Genomic DNA, 15,740 nt, shown 5'->3' with positions numbered 1-15,740 from the left:
TATCGTCTTTTGGAGTTTTAGAGACCTCACAGGTTTTAAAAACCTGTGAGGTCTTTAACATCAATCCAATTTAGTAGTCAAAAGTGTGGCGCCCTTCTTGGTTAAAACGAACTTGTCTTTCCAGAACACATCGGCACCCGTTAGAATATTTTTTAGAGTTTTACCTTTAATTCCAATTTCCTCAAATCTCTGTAAATCTAATTCTACAGGTTCATCATTTTTATTCATAATATGCACTACTGTTTCATCCCCATGGATTCTAAACAGTACATAAATACCATTCTCTGGAGCAAAATGAACTGTTTTACCTTCGTGAATGGCTTTACTTTCTTTTCTGTAATTCAACACTTTTTTAAGAAAAGATTGCATATTTTTTTGATCGGGTTTTAAACCATTACCGGTAAAGGCATCAACTTTATCACCTTGCCAACCTCCAAGAAAATCACTTCTAATCAATCCATGATCTCCAGGTTTATCAAAATCGTGCATTAAAATTTCTGTGCCATAATATACCTGCGGAATGCGCGGTAATGTCAACAAATAACTTAACGCCATTTTTGTGTTAATTACGTTTCCATGCAATTGTGTAAAAATGCGACTCATATCATGGTTATCTGGAAATACCATAATGTCTTTCGGACTTGCATAATAAAAATCGTTGGCCAACCCTTCATAGATTTTCACCAATCCTGTATCCCATTGTTCGTCTTCATTTAATGCTTCAACAATTAAACGTTGCATTGCAAAGTCCATCGGCGATTTTAAATTAGACTCGTAGCCATCGCGATTGTTAGCGCCATCTTGCCAATAGCCAATAAGCAACGGATTTAAACTCCATTCTTCTCCTACAATACTAAAATTTGGGTACTCTGTCATTATCTCTCCCGCCCATTGACTCATAAAATCTTTATCAGGGTATGGATAGGTATCTTGACGAATACCTCCTAAGTTTGCTGTTTCAATCCACCAAATACTATTTTGAATAGTATAACGTGCCATAAATGGATTGCGTTGGTTTAAGTCTGGCATTGCAGAGACAAACCATCCCACACTCATGTTTTCTTTATCAATTTTTGAAGCATAAATATCTTGATTTGTAGTGCGCCTATGATTTGTGGTTTTACTCATATCACCTGTCCAGTTCTCAATATTTTCCTCATAATGCGCTTGATGATTTATCCAGTCTTTAAATGGTAAATCTCTCATCCACCAATGCTCTAAACCACAATGATTAGCGACTTGGTCCATCACCAATTTCATACCTCTTTCTTTTAGCTTTGAAGAAAGTTGCACATAATCTTCAAGTGTGCCGTATCGTGGATCAATTTGATAATAGTCGGTAATGGCATAACCGTGATATGAACTTTGTGGCATATCATTAGTTAGTAAAGGGCACGACCAAACTGCTGTAAAACCCATATCATCAATATAATCTACGTGATTTATCATACCTTGAATATCCCCTCCATGACGCGCATAATCGTCTTTTCTATTAATAGCTTCTTCTTTCATTCCTAAAACAACATCGTTTTTAGGATTACCATTAGCGAAACGATCTGGTGTTATTAAATACAGAGCATCACTACTATCAAAACCTATAAAATCATCAGATGCTTTTTGACGCTCTTTTAATTCATAAGTATGAATCAAATCTTTCTCACCTTCTTTTTTAAAGGTGATATTGAATCTACCAGCAACTGCCGTTTCAGAAATATTTAAGTCAATAAATAAATAGTTTGGACTATCTCCTTGATGCACTTTTTCAATAGAAACTCCAGAGTAATCAATATTTGGTTGCCATTTTGAAATATCAGGGTGATGCACCAGAAGTTGTAAAAAAGGGTTTTTAAAACCCACCCACCAATTCATCGGTTCAATACGATTTATATCGTTTTGTTCTATAATTTCTATCGATTCTGTAGATGCTTCTTTGGGCATGTTGACTTCTTTTTTGCACGCTATAGTTACAGCAACTAAAAATAGTAATCCCAGTCTGAAATATTGATATTTTAAGCCGTTAATCATCATTTTTAATTTTAGTTAATTGGTTTCATGCTTATCGCATATCCACCTCCAGAAGCAGACCATAGTTTTAGTTTTGATGTACTAGACACTTTTTTGGTTTTTATGGAATATGCCTGCGGATTAGTTTTGTAATGCGCATCTTTAGCATCTGCATAAATAATAGCTTCGTATTTTTTGCCTTTGTCTAGGAAATCTAATTGGATTGTGGATTGTCGTGGCTCAACGCCATTTACATTTCCAATAAACCAATTATCACTACCTTTTTCTTTTCTTGCAATAGTAAGATAATCTCCAGGTTCTGCTTCTAAATATTTACTTTCTTCCCAATCTATAGCTACATCTTTTATAAACTGAAAAGCATCCATAAACCGTTCATAATTCTCGGGTAAATCTGCAGCCATTTGCAAAGGACTATACATGGTAACATACAGTGCCAATTGGTTTGCGAGTGTGCTATTTACATGTGAATTATTATCTGGGTTTAGTTTACTGATATCCATTTCGAAAATCCCAGGTGTATAATCCATGGGGCCACCAATTAACCTTGTAAACGGCAATACCGTAACATGATTTGGTTTAGAGCCCCCAAAGGCTTGAAACTCTGTTCCTCTTGCAGATTCGTTTCCAATTAAATTTGGATATGTTCTACAAATTCCTGTAGGGCGCACCGCTTCGTGTGCGTTAACCATGATTTGATATTCAGCAGCTTTCTCCAATGCATATTGATAGTGATTGATGATATATTGACTGTAATGATGTTCTCCTCTAGGAATTATGTTTCCTACATAGCCACTTTTTACTGCATCATACCCATTGTCCTTCATAAATTGATAGGCCATATCCAAATGGCGTTCGTAGTTTCTAGTTGAACCCGAAGTTTCATGATGCATAATCATTTTTACACCTTTTAACTTGGCATAATCGTGAATTCCTTGTACATCAAAATCTGGGTAAGGTGTTACAAAGTCGAACACATAATCTTTTGATTTCCCGAACCAATCTTCCCAACCTTCATTCCAGCCTTCAACCAAAACACCATCAAATCCATGTTCTGAAGCAAAATCGATATAGCGTTTTACTTTTGTATTGTTTGCAGCATGTGTATCATTTGGTTTTACTTTAGAATAATCAGTTATACCCAATTGTACCGAAGGCAATTCATCAGTATATGCCCAAGAGCTTTTACCTGTGATCATTTCCCACCAAACACCAATATATTTTACAGGCTTAATCCAAGAGGTGTCTTCAATGGCGCAAGGTTCATTCAAATTCAATGTTATTCTAGACGCTAAAATATCTCTTGCGTCGTCACTTACCATAATGGTTCTCCATGGCGAATTACAAGGCGCTTGCATATAGCCTTTATCTCCATTTTTGTCAGGAGTTAAATGCGATTCAAAAATCATGGTTTTATCATCTAAATCTAAATGCATACATGCATAATTGATTAATGCTGCTTCATGCAAATTAATGTATAAGCCATCATCGGTTTTCAACATCAAAGCTGTTTGCACTCCAGTTTTTGAAAACTCGGTTTGCGATGCATTGCTTTGACGGGAACTATCAAACAAATCTCTTATTTCTGAAAGTCGAGATTTTGTATAATCATACTCTTGAGAATCGTAATCGCCCGCAATCCAATGTGCGGTATGATCTCCTGTCATCGCAAATTGTGTACGCTCCTCTTTAATTACGAAGTACACCAGATTATCTTGCTGTGGAAATTCATATCGGAATCCTAAACCATCATCAAATAATCTGAACCGAATCAACATTAACCTATCTGTTCCTTTTTGCTTCAGGGTAACAGCCAATTCGTTGTAATGATTTCTAATTTGACTTTCCTCTCCCCATACAGGTTGCCAAGTTTCATCAAAGGTTGATGTATTGGTATCAATAATTTCAAAATCATCTAAGAGGGATTTTTCGTCATCTTTCAACTCTAAACCAAGGTGACTAGGTTTAATCACTTCTCGGTTTTTATAAGATAATTGATAGGTGGGTTGCCCATCATTTCCCAGAGTAAACTGCATAGCAAAGTCGCCATTTGGAGATTGTAACTCTTGTGCGTTACTACAATTGAACAACGACAACAGCAACATCATATTTATAATGAAAAAGAATCTCATAACTAATGGTTTATTTTTCAATCTGTTTTTTAACTCACTGCTTTTAACACATTACTTTCTAAAACCAGAGGTTTATTATTACATAAAATCTCTAATGCTTCACCACATAACATTTCAAAATAGGTTTGTTCTTGGGTAACATTTACTTTTAAAACATGGTCTCTAAAATTGACTTTAAAAGAATATCCCTTCCATTGCTTTGGGATTTTTGTAGAAAAAGACAACTTTCCGTCTCTAACGCGCATACCGCCAAAACCTTCTACAATACTCATCCATGTACCAGCCATTGATGTGATGTGTAATCCTTCATGAACCTCGTGGTTGTAATCATCTAAGTCTAATCTGGAGGTTCTTAAATAGAATTTGTAGGCTTGCTCCATTCTTCCCAATTTAGCAGCTTGAATACTATGTACACATGGCGAAAGCGAACTTTCATGTACTGTAAAAGGTTCATAAAAATCGAAATGACGTTCTAATGACTCATCTGCAAATTGATCCTCAAAAAAGTAGAAACCTTGCAATACATCAGCCTGTTTTATATATGGTGATCGTAATATTCTGTCCCAACTCCATTTTTGATTTATGGGTCGTTCGGATTTTGGCAAATCCTCAACTGAAATTAATTCCTTATCTAAAAACCCATCTTGCTGCAAATACACTTGATGTTTTTCAGAATATGGGAAATACATATTATCTGAAACTGCTTTCCATAGCGCCAATTCCTTTTTTGTAAGCTTAACCTTTTTGGCAATCCTCGAAAAGTCTGAAACATAGTTTGCCTCAACATTTTCAATTTGCTCAAGCGTATAATCGATACACCATTTTGCTAAGTAGTTGGTGTACCAATTGTTATTTACGTTATTTTCATACTCATTTGGCCCTGTAACGCCAAGAATAACATACTTACTTTTTTCTGTAGAAAAGTTGGTGCGTTGTTGCCAAAAACGAGCAATTCCAATTAAAACCTCAAGTCCTTTTTCGGGAATATAACTATAATCTCCAGTGAAGCGATGGTAATTATAAATAGCGAAGGCAATAGCACCATTTCGATGAATTTCCTCAAAGGTAATTTCCCATTCATTATGGCACTCCTCACCATTCATCGTTACCATTGGGTACAAAGCAGCACCATTTTTAAAACCTAATTTTTCAGCATTTTCAATGGCTTTTTCTAGATGATTGTAACGATATTCTAAAAGTGTTCGCGCTACATTTTGATTTTTAGTCGCCATATAAAAGGGAATACAATAGGCTTCAGTATCCCAATAGGTACTACCTCCATATTTCTCCCCAGTAAACCCTTTAGGCCCAATGTTTAATCTAGAATCTTTACCCAAATAGGTTTGATTTAATTGAAAAATATTAAAGCGAATCCCCTGTTGCGCTTTTACATCACCATCGATGGTAATATCTGCCATTTCCCAAATATTGGCCCAAGCTTTCTTTTGGTCTTCCAATAATTTATGAAACCCTTTTTTAGTCGCTGTCTTTAAGACTTGCTTAGCAGCTTTGACTAATTTAGATTTCTCATGATACCTATCAACAGTATATCCACCAAACTTATGAATACTGTATGTTTCACCTTTTTTTACAGGATAGGCGTAACTAAATGATACATGATTAGAATCTGCTGTAACATTATGTTCAACTATAATTGGCTTATTGGAAATATAAACTTTGGATTCCATAAACGTACAAATATGGAAATCCGTTTTCATAGTTTTTGCCTCTATAAATGCCTGATTGTTTAAATGACTGACATGGGTGGTATCCCAAAACTTATCATCCCAATTGGTATCTTCATTAGTAATACCAGAATCTAAATACGGTTGAAAAATAATTTCAGCATCAGAATTTAAAGGTGTTACTTCATAATTAATTAGTCCAACCTCATCTAAATCCAAGCTCAAAAATCGTTTTGTAAATACCTCAACTTGAATACCATTTGGTAAAGTGGCATAAAAACTTCTTGAGAGCCAACCTTCTTTCATGTTCAATTCTCTTTTGAAATTTTCAACAGATTTACAAGAGTTTAAATCCAGTGATTCGCCATTTACAAGAACGTTAATTCCTATCCAGTTTGGTGCATTCAGCACCTTGGCAAAATATTCTGGGTAGCCGTTTTTCCACCAGCCCACTCGTGTTTTATCGGGATAGTACACTCCAGCAATATAACTACCTTGAAATGTGGCGCCAGAGTACTGCTCCTCAAAATTGGCACGCTGCCCCATAGCACCATTACCAATACTAAATATACTTTCGGAAGATTTGACACGATTTGCATCAAAACCTTCTTCTATGATGGACCAATTATCTGGTTTTATATAATCTTGGTTCATTGTTATTTGATATTTTTTCTGAAATAACCTTAGTTAAGAAATCCTGAGGTAATTCAGTTAAATTATTAAAATTAAAATCAGCTTCATGGAGTGTTTTTGCATCTCCAATACCTACCGATATCATGTTTGCTTTATTTGCTGCTTCAATACCAGCAATCGCATCTTCAAAAACGATGCATTGTTCTGGTTTAAGATTTAGTTTTTGAGCACCGATAAGAAATACTTCTGGATCTGGTTTTGCTTTTGAAACACTATTACCATCAACTATGCCAGCAAATCGATTGAATAGATTTACCTGCTTTAGAATTAAAGGCGCATTTTTACTTGCCGAACCTAAAACATAGTGAATTCCTAAAGCATCCAAAGTATCTAAAAGCCCACTTGCTCCCGGAAGAATTTCTTCAGGCCCCATTTTGTAGATATACTTGAGATACTCTTCGTTTTTACTTATCAAAAACTCTTGCTTTTTTTCTTCGGAAAGTTCCACATTACCTATGTCCAGCAAAATTTCTAAAGATCGTACGCGACTTACGCCTTTCAATAGTTCGTTGTGTGATTCGGTAAACTCAAAACCCAATTCATCTGCAAGGTCTTTCCATGCCAAATAGTGATACTTAGCCGTATCAACTATAACACCATCTAAATCGAATATGACTCCTGTTTTGTTCATTTATTAAGATTGATATGATATTGCAGACTTCTCAGTAATTAAAAAATTACATAAACCAGCAATAATTAAACTTACACCAGCAACTATCATAGCATTGATTGCTTCTTCTCCTATAAGTGCAGAAATGTAATTTATACCTCCAACTGCAGCTATTATTTGAGGTATCACAATAAACATATTGAAAATACCCATAAACATTCCCATTTTTTTGGGATCTACTGAACTGGATAACATAGCGTAAGGCATAGACAAAATACTTCCCCATGATATTCCTACTAAGATGAAGCAGTATTTTAAATACTCAGAATTTGAAATATAATACATGCCTAAAAATCCTATACCACCCAAAATGAGTGACCCCATGTGAACAAACTTCCTATTTATGTTCTTTTTTGCCGTATAAAAGGTTAAAAGAAGAGCAAATGCCATTGATGACAATCCATACATACCCATTGCAGACCCCACAAGATTTGAAGCCTTTTGGAATGTAGTGTTTGCTACGTCAAATGCTTCTTTTTGTTCAGGTATTTCTAAATTATAATTTGTTTCAATAGGTGCAGGTGCATCAAAAACATGTTCTGTTAAAGCAGGATTAGCAAGACTCCACATTGTAAAAAACGCAAACCAAGAAAAAAATTGAATTACGCCTAATTTTCTCATTGTAACTGGCATGTTCCCAACGTTATTAACAATATCAGATATGAAAGAACTTTTCTTGTTTTTATCTTTTTCAAATTCCTCCATATCCTCGGGAGGATACTCTGACGTTGTAAAGATGGTATAAAGTACACTTACTAAAAAGACAAAAGCACCAATTGCAAATGCAACTTTAACAGACATAGGTACAACACCCTGAGGTGCAGAATCGCTAACTCCAAGTTGAGATACCATCCATGGTAAGTTGCTCGCAACCCAAGTTCCAATGCCAATAATCAATGTTTGTACTACAAACCCATAAGACCGTTGAGATTCTGGTAACTTATCTGCAACCAATGCTCTAAAAGGCTCCATTGAGATGTTAATAGATGCATCAAGTATCCATAAAAAACCAGCAGCCATCCATAACACAGGAGAGTGTGGCACAAAAAACAAGGCTATTGAACTTAAAATTGCCCCTACCAAAAAGTACGGACGCCTTCTTCCCAACTTTGAATGCCAAGTCCTATCGCTCATATAACCGATTATCGGCTGAACAATTAAACCTGTTAATGGTGCTGCAATCCACAATAACGGAATGTCATCATGACCAGCTCCTAAAGTTTGAAATATTCGAGACATAAAGCCTCCTTGAAGGGCAAACCCGAATTGAATTCCCAAGAAACCGAAACTCATGTTCCAAATTTCCCAGAAACTTAATCTACGCTTTTCCATTAAATAGTATGTTAAATTAATACTATTTGATAAGCGATACTTGTGTATATCTTACCAAAACTTAGGTGAGAAGTAAAAATATAAGTTTTGATTTCAAATCAAAGATAGAAAAGAATTTCGGTTTTCCTAATACATCTTTTTTAGCAATGAAGCTCTACGAAACTATTTAGTAGATTCTCGCTCAATAATAGAGGTCTCAATAACCACTTTTATAAAGTCACGTTTTTGGTCGTTATTGGTAAAGTATTGTTCGGCTTCAGTATCCTCTGCCTCAAGGCGTTCTATTAATAAATTAGCGGCTTGTTCTCCCATTTTTTGACCATGCTGACTTACTGTGGTTAAGCTAGGTGTAGCATGCTTAGAAAGTACGCCATCGGTAAACCCAATCACTTGCATATCATCAGGGATGCTTAACCCAAGTTTTCTGGCTACTTTCATCGCAGTAACAGCATACAATTCGTTTACTGCAAATACCCCGTCTATCTTAGGGTTTGACTTGAAAAAATGTGCAATTTCAGTTTCTAAAACCTCTACATGATTTTCAACATCCAAACTGTCATCTATCTTTAAAATTAAATTTGAATCGGGCTCAAAACCACTATTTTGAAGTGCCTCAAGATACCCCTGAGTCCGCAACCTGCCCACGCTCACATAATCCATAGTTGTAATTAAGGCAATGTTTTTACAGTCTTTTTCAACCAATTTTTTTACTGCTTTTACAGCACCGTTAAAATCATCAACAATTACCTTATCGCAATCCACTTCATTAACCACACGATCAAACATCACAATGGGCATGCCTTGATTTATCGTGGCGTTAAAATGATGGTAATCCTGCTTCAATAATGTCTCCTTAGAAATGGATAGAATAAACCCATCAATACTACCATTTGCAAGCATTTCCATATTGATAATTTCCTTGGTAAACGATTCGTTGGAAAGCCCCACAATAACATTGTAGCCTCTACGATTTGCCACCCGTTCTATACCCCTAATCACCGTAGAAAAAAAATGGTGTACTATTTCAGGTATTAGAATACCGATAGTCTTAGTTTTCCTGTTTTTTAAACTAAGGGCAATGTTGTTGGGCCTGTAATTATAAAGTTTTGCAAAGGCCTGAATCTTCTTGGTAGTATCTTCGCTAATTTCCTTACTATTGCTCAATGCTTTAGAAACCGTTGATACAGAGACATCTAACTCTTTTGCAATTTGCTTTAATGTTATCTTTTTCTTCATGCCCAAATTTTCAATCTAAAATAAGAAATAATCTTTGGTTTTATGTATTGTAATTCCCTTTTCTAGTTGACTTATAAATATGAATTTCTTATTTTAAGGTCAAAAAATTAAAAAGTTGTCAACACGAAAACGTTTTCGTTGAATTTTTCGTAATCTAAAATTATTTCTTAACAATTTGTTTACATAGTTTTGATGTGAGGAGTGAAAATATAAACTGACTAATTAGAACATTAATTTAACAAAACTGTATGAAAACAAAGACTCAAAAATTACTGTTTTTTATGATGGTTTTGCCCATATTTTTATTTGGGCAAAATGTTGTAAACGGAACAGTAACTGAACAATCCACTTCCATCCCTCTTCCAGGGGTTAATGTTATTATAAAAGGCACAACCACTGGAACCACTACGGATTTTGATGGAAATTATCAGATTGCAGCAAATAATGGCGATATTATCGTCTTCTCCTATGTAGGTTATGCCTCTCAACAAATCACTTATACTGGTCAATCTACTTTAGATGTACAATTAGCCGAAGATACTGCCCAACTTGATGAGGTAGTGGTTATTGGTTATGGTACTACTACCAGAAAAGATGCAACCGGATCAGTTGAAGCCATTACTTCAGAAGGATTTACAAAGGGTAACATTGTAACTCCTGAAAACTTGATAAACGGTCGTATTGCAGGTGTTAGTGTTAATACCAGTGGTGCTCCAGGTTCTGGATCACAAATTAGAATTCGTGGTGGGGCTTCTGTTAATGGTAAAAATGACCCATTGATTGTCATTGATGGATTACCAATCTCGAATGATGGTGTTACAGGGTCTAGAGGTGTTTTAGCCTCCATCAACCCAAATGACATTGATTCATTTTCTGTTTTAAAAGATGCTTCGGCTACCGCTATTTATGGTTCGCGAGCTTCAAACGGTGTAATTATCATTGTAACTAAAAAGGGAAAGTCTAAATTCAGTGCGACTTATGATACGCAATTTATGTTTGGAGAAGTTACCAATACAGTTGATGTATTCTCTGCAGATGCTTATAGACAATTAGTAGCATCGCAACCTATTAATGGCACAACCATAGACGAGAGCTTATTGGGTAATGCCAATACAAATTGGCAAGATGAAATTTTTAGAAATACCGTTTCATCTCAACACAATGTAACGATGCAAGGTGCTTTATTTAAAGTATTACCTGCTAGATTTACATTTGGTGTTGTAGATCAAGAAGGGGCTTTGCAAACATCAAAATTCGAAAGACGCAACTTAAGTTTGGCATTAAATCCAGCGTTTTTTGACAATCACCTTAAAGTTAGTTTAAATGCTAATTTTGCATTTGAGGACAACCGTTTTGCTGATGCAGGACAAATTGGTGCTGCAATGCGTTACGACCCAACACAACCTGTATTTGATGCAAGCTCTCCTTTTGGTGGCTTTTACCAACACAGAAATGGTACTCAAGTAGCAAATGGCACAACTAACCCAGTTGCGCAATTATTACAACGCACAAATTTGGGTGATGCCAATAGATTATTTGGTAACTTAAATTTTGATTATAAATTCCACTTTTTACCAGAATTGAGAGCAGTAGTAAACTTGGGTTATGACAGAACCAATGCTAAAGGTTTTGATAGTAGAGATAGGTTACAAGCTACGACTGATCAAGATATTTTGTTCTTGGGAGAACGTAGAGAAAACACGCAAGAACGCACTAACGAACTTTTGGATGGATATCTCAACTATAAAAAAGATTTTGACAATATAGGTCTAGATTTAACAGCAGGATATTCATATCAAAGATTTACCAATAGTGGTAAAAATGGTAGAAACCTTACAGACCCATTGAGTGTTGATGATTTTTATGCTGATCCTGATGTTGTATTGATTGGTTTTTTTGGTAGAGCCAATTTCTCTTTAGATGATAAATATAGATTGACATTAACCTATAGAAGAGATGGGACATCACGTTTTAGCGAGAATAACAGATGGGGGGATTTCCCTGCAGCCGCTTTTGCTTGGACCATTAGCGATGAAAATTTCATGAAAGATTCCAAAGTTATCTCTAACTTAAAACTAAGAGCTGGTTATGGTATATCTGGTCAACAAGATGTAGGAGAAAGGGACGTATTCTTAAATCGTTACAGAGGAGGAAGAGGAGACTCTCAATTCCAATTTGGCAATGAAGTGATTCAATCTTTAATAGCATCAGAAATAAATCCAGATTTAAAGTGGGAAGAAACAGCAACTTTAGAATTTGGTATTGATTATGGACTTTTTAATAATAAAGTATCGGGAACTCTTAACTTTTTTAAGAAAAATTCGACAGACTTGCTATTTACAGCCGCTGTCCCTGATGGCGCAAATTTCACAAATAGTATTGTACAAAATATTGGTGAATTACAAATTCAAGGTTTGGAATTTTCAGTAAACACAGATGTAATTAAAAATGATGATTGGAAAATAGATTTCAACTTCAATGCGACTCTGCTTGATAGAGAAATTAAGGAATTGGCACTTGGGCAAGATGTAAGAACAGGAGGTATTAGCGGTGGAACAGGAAACAATATACAAATCCACAGAGAAGGAGAAGCTCCTAATTCTTTTTATGTATTCAAACAATTATATGATACAAACGGCGCCCCAATTGAAGGTGCTTATGCCGATTTGAATGGTGATAACGTAATAAATGATAACGACCGATACGTAAAGGAAAACCCTGGAGCAAATGCTATTTTTGGTTTCCAATCTAACGTCTTTTATAAGAATTTTGATTTTGCGTTTAACCTAAGAGCAAATCTTGGAAACTACGTTTATAATAACGTACAGTCCTCAAGATCTCAATACGAATTATTGTTAGACAATGCTGTACTAGGAAACATTCCAACAAGCGTTTTGGATACCAATTTCCAAAGAACTGCTGATGTTATTATTTCAGACATTTGGGTAGAAAATGCATCCTTTTTAAGAATGGATAACATAACTTTAGGATATACATTTAACGACATCTCTAAAATGCTAAAAAGTGTTAGAATCTGGGGAGGTGTACAAAATGTGTTTGTGCTTACAAACTACAGCGGCGTAGACCCTGAAGTTACCGATAACGATTCAGACTTAACATTAACGTTAGGAATCGACAATGTGGTTTACCCAAGACCAAGAACCGTATTGGTAGGCGCAAACATTAAATTTTAAAAAAATTAACTATGAATACAAGATTTAAAATGCACAAAACAATTGGTTTAGTATTGCTTTTCATCGCGACCTTAGTGTCTTGTACTGATGATTTGAATATTGTACCAAACGACGATCAAACTGTTTTGAGTGAAGAGCTCTTCAAAGATGAAGCAGCTTACAAGCAAGTGTTAGCAGGTATTTATGCAAACTTAGCTTTAACAGGAACAGATGGAGCCGGTAGTTCTAACTTAAAGAATATCGATGCAGGAACGAGTCAATTCGGTCGTGTATTATTATACACCCAAACATTGGCTGCTGACCAAATGATATGGTCTTACGAGAACGATCCAGGAACAAGAGAATTACAACGTAATATATGGACTGCTCAAAACCCTTTGTTACTAGGCATGTTCAGTAGAGCACATTTATCAGTGGCTTTAGCTAATAACTTCCTTAGAGAAACCACCGATGATAAATTAGATTCTAGAGGGGTTTCAGATGCTACAAGAAGTGAGATTGTAGCTTACCGAGCCGAAGCAAGATTAATGAGAGCTATGGCTTATTATTACTTGATGGATTTATTTGGAAAAGCAAATTTTGCCGATGAAACTACACCGATTAATTCTCTGCCCGAAGTTTATGATAGAGCGCAACTATTCGCTTTCATAGAATCAGAATTAAGAGATATTGAAAACGTATTAGTAGCCGCAAGACAAAATGAATATGGGAGAGCTGATAGAGGTGTAGCCCAAATGATTTTAGCAAAAATCTATTTGAATGCTGAAGTTTATATTGGTGAGAATAGATATAGTGACTGTATAAGCTATTGTGAGGCGATTATTTCTGGAGGCTATGAGCTAGCTGATAACTATCTTCATAATTTTATGGCAGATAATAACACCAATTCTGCTACGAAAGAAATTATTTTCCCAATAGTATCTGATGGTACTACCACGCAAAACTTTGGCCCTACTACGGTAATGATCAACGGTTCTGTAGGAAGTTTAGAAAAGAATGGTGACCCTGTAGGTGTTGGAACCGAGGGTTGGGGTGGAGCTCTAAGAGTAAGGCCAGAATTCGCAGAACTTTGGGATGGCTCATTCGCTAGTGATGATAGAAATACACTTATTTCAGCAGACAGACCTATTAATATTCCTGATATTTCTGATAGAGACACAGGTTATATCATCCAAAAGTACTCTAACGCGACATCTACAGGAGGTTTCGGCGTTGATAAGACTTTTGTTGATACCGATTTCCCGCTTTACAGATTAGCAGATGTATACCTAATGTATGCAGAAGCACATCTAAGAGGTGGTGGCGGAAGCGTTGCTACTGCAGTTGGATACATTAACGATTTAAGAACTAGAGCTAACAACCCTAACACAATTTCTTCTGGAGATTTAACGCTAGATTTTATTTTAGATGAAAGATCTCGTGAGTTACACTGGGAAGCACACAGAAGACAAGATTTAATAAGATACGGCAGATATACTGGCGGTAATTATAACTGGGCATGGAAAGGAAATGGAAGTAGTGGTATAGCAATACCTCAACACTTTGATGTATACCCTATTCCCGTAGGAAGTATGGCTGCAAATCCAAATTTAATGCAAAACCCCGGGTACTAAAAACTAAATAATAAACAAGATGATGAAAACATTAAAAAGAATATCAGTGCTTTGCATGATTGGGTTAGTTCTACTATGCCTAGGCTCATGTGATGACGATTCAACAATATTCACAACATCAGCACCTAGCGCACCCGTTCTATCAGATTTACAAATCACCCAAATAGAATTAGACGCTACTAATACGGGTAATCCTGCTGTATCACTTAACTGGTCTGAGTCTGATTACGGACAACCAGCAGCAGTAAACTATGCAGTGCAGTTCGCGATAGACGAAGCATTTACAAATCCAACAACCGCAACTAGCGTTACGGGAACAAATGCTATTACCTTATCAGTTGGAGAATTAAATTCAGCAGCAGGTAATGCAGGATTAAATCCATTTGAATGGGGCACATTATACACAAGAATTGTGGCTTCTTTGGGTACTCAAAATAGTGAGTCTATTAGTTCTAACACATTACAGGTTGAAGTTTTTCCATTCTTTAATTACGTCTTTAACGATTATTACTTGGTTGGGAATGGTACTGCACCAGGCTGGGACAATAATGCTAATAACCCACCTCTGTTTAGAGACGCAGACAATCCTAATTTATATTATTATACCGGTTTCTTTACAAAAGGTGGAGGAGATTTTAATGATGGTAGATTTAAAGTGCTTGAATCAAGAGGGCTTTGGCAGCCTCAATGGGGCGTAACTGATAATGAAGGTGAAGACGAAATAAAAACTAGTGGTGAAATTGCCGGAAATCCAGCTACGCAGGATGGTGATCCTGGTCGTTTTGGCGTACCATCAGATGGATATTATGAATTCACTATAAACTTTTCCACAGATATGTATACCATAAATCCCTTTGACGCTTCTGGAGCTACGATATTCTCTGGTATGAGTATTCAGGGTTCAAGTGTTTCAACAACTGCGATGACACAATTAGACTTTGATGGACATATTTGGTATGCAGCAGGAATTCGCTTAACACCGGGTGAGATTTCATTTTTAACCAACACAGGTGCTACTTGGGGCGATGAAACAAGCTTCTCAGGAGTTGCTACAGACGGTGGTGCTGCAATTCCTGTGATTGTAGAAGATGATTATGATGTTTGGTTTAACACCTTAACTGGTCGTTATATCCTTATACCATTAAACTTATAAGACTAACGAA

The 15,740-nt window shown here is 36.0% G+C and carries 9 protein-coding genes; 3 read left to right on the top strand and 6 right to left on the bottom strand.

What is annotated here, in order from left to right:
* Window positions 1-60: 60 nt before the first annotated feature.
* The 6 genes from AC1B0Z_RS14215 to AC1B0Z_RS14190 form a co-directional block, all read right to left on the bottom strand.
* A complete protein-coding gene (locus AC1B0Z_RS14215; RefSeq protein WP_483792750.1) occupies window positions 61-2,028 on the bottom strand; it encodes a glycoside hydrolase family 13 protein in 1,968 nt (655 codons plus the stop codon).
* Between the two features lie 8 nt (window positions 2,029-2,036).
* Window positions 2,037-4,154, bottom strand: a complete 2,118-nt coding sequence (locus AC1B0Z_RS14210; RefSeq protein ID WP_483792749.1) for a glycoside hydrolase family 97 protein — start codon at window positions 4,152-4,154, stop codon at window positions 2,037-2,039.
* A gap of 29 nt (window positions 4,155-4,183) precedes the next feature.
* Window positions 4,184-6,493, bottom strand: coding sequence for a glycoside hydrolase family 65 protein (locus AC1B0Z_RS14205; protein WP_483792748.1), 2,310 nt, complete (start codon window positions 6,491-6,493; stop codon window positions 4,184-4,186).
* The gene (pgmB, locus tag AC1B0Z_RS14200) at window positions 6,465-7,163 is read right to left on the bottom strand and encodes a beta-phosphoglucomutase (RefSeq protein WP_483792746.1); all 699 of its coding nucleotides are present in this window, start codon (window positions 7,161-7,163) and stop codon (window positions 6,465-6,467) included. Before pgmB ends, AC1B0Z_RS14205 begins: the two co-directional genes overlap by 29 nt.
* A gap of 3 nt (window positions 7,164-7,166) precedes the next feature.
* The gene (locus AC1B0Z_RS14195; protein ID WP_483792744.1) at window positions 7,167-8,534 is read right to left on the bottom strand and encodes an MFS transporter; all 1,368 of its coding nucleotides are present in this window, start codon (window positions 8,532-8,534) and stop codon (window positions 7,167-7,169) included.
* A gap of 162 nt (window positions 8,535-8,696) precedes the next feature.
* Complete coding sequence (locus tag AC1B0Z_RS14190) at window positions 8,697-9,770, bottom strand: LacI family DNA-binding transcriptional regulator (protein WP_483792742.1); 1,074 nt, start codon at window positions 9,768-9,770, stop codon at window positions 8,697-8,699.
* Window positions 9,771-10,018: 248 nt separating this feature from the next.
* On the opposite strand from AC1B0Z_RS14190, the gene AC1B0Z_RS14185 reads away from it, so the two are divergent.
* Genes AC1B0Z_RS14185 through AC1B0Z_RS14175 form a run of 3 tightly spaced genes read left to right on the top strand, consistent with a single transcriptional unit; the run spans window position 10,019 to window position 15,730 of the window.
* Window positions 10,019-12,964 carry a SusC/RagA family TonB-linked outer membrane protein gene (locus AC1B0Z_RS14185; protein ID WP_483792740.1) on the top strand — a complete coding sequence of 982 codons (2,946 nt, stop codon included), beginning with the start codon at window positions 10,019-10,021 and terminating at the stop codon, window positions 12,962-12,964.
* An 11-nt stretch (window positions 12,965-12,975) separates the two neighbouring features.
* Window positions 12,976-14,577: a RagB/SusD family nutrient uptake outer membrane protein gene (locus tag AC1B0Z_RS14180; RefSeq protein WP_483792739.1), complete on the top strand. Its 1,602-nt coding sequence runs from the start codon at window positions 12,976-12,978 to the stop codon at window positions 14,575-14,577.
* A gap of 19 nt (window positions 14,578-14,596) precedes the next feature.
* Complete coding sequence (locus AC1B0Z_RS14175) at window positions 14,597-15,730, top strand: SusE domain-containing protein (protein WP_483792738.1); 1,134 nt, start codon at window positions 14,597-14,599, stop codon at window positions 15,728-15,730.
* Window positions 15,731-15,740: the final 10 nt, after the last annotated feature.

This window comes from Hyunsoonleella sp. J2K-J805 (genome assembly GCF_057167125.1).
Note: the sequence above shows the minus strand (reverse complement) of the source record. Positions and strands in the feature narration are given on the sequence as shown.

Bases quoted from the DNA above. Each gene is read 5' to 3' on its own strand.
- AC1B0Z_RS14215 (WP_483792750.1), bottom strand. From the start codon at position 2,028: ATGATGATTAACGGCTTAAAATATCAATATTTCAGACTGGGATTACTA.
- AC1B0Z_RS14210 (WP_483792749.1), bottom strand. From the start codon at position 4,154: ATGAGATTCTTTTTCATTATAAATATGATGTTGCTGTTGTCGTTGTTC.
- AC1B0Z_RS14205 (WP_483792748.1), bottom strand. From the start codon at position 6,493: ATGAACCAAGATTATATAAAACCAGATAATTGGTCCATCATAGAAGAA.
- pgmB (WP_483792746.1), bottom strand. From the start codon at position 7,163: ATGAACAAAACAGGAGTCATATTCGATTTAGATGGTGTTATAGTTGAT.
- AC1B0Z_RS14195 (WP_483792744.1), bottom strand. From the start codon at position 8,534: ATGGAAAAGCGTAGATTAAGTTTCTGGGAAATTTGGAACATGAGTTTC.
- AC1B0Z_RS14190 (WP_483792742.1), bottom strand. From the start codon at position 9,770: ATGAAGAAAAAGATAACATTAAAGCAAATTGCAAAAGAGTTAGATGTC.
- AC1B0Z_RS14185 (WP_483792740.1), top strand. From the start codon at position 10,019: ATGAAAACAAAGACTCAAAAATTACTGTTTTTTATGATGGTTTTGCCC.
- AC1B0Z_RS14180 (WP_483792739.1), top strand. From the start codon at position 12,976: ATGAATACAAGATTTAAAATGCACAAAACAATTGGTTTAGTATTGCTT.
- AC1B0Z_RS14175 (WP_483792738.1), top strand. From the start codon at position 14,597: ATGATGAAAACATTAAAAAGAATATCAGTGCTTTGCATGATTGGGTTA.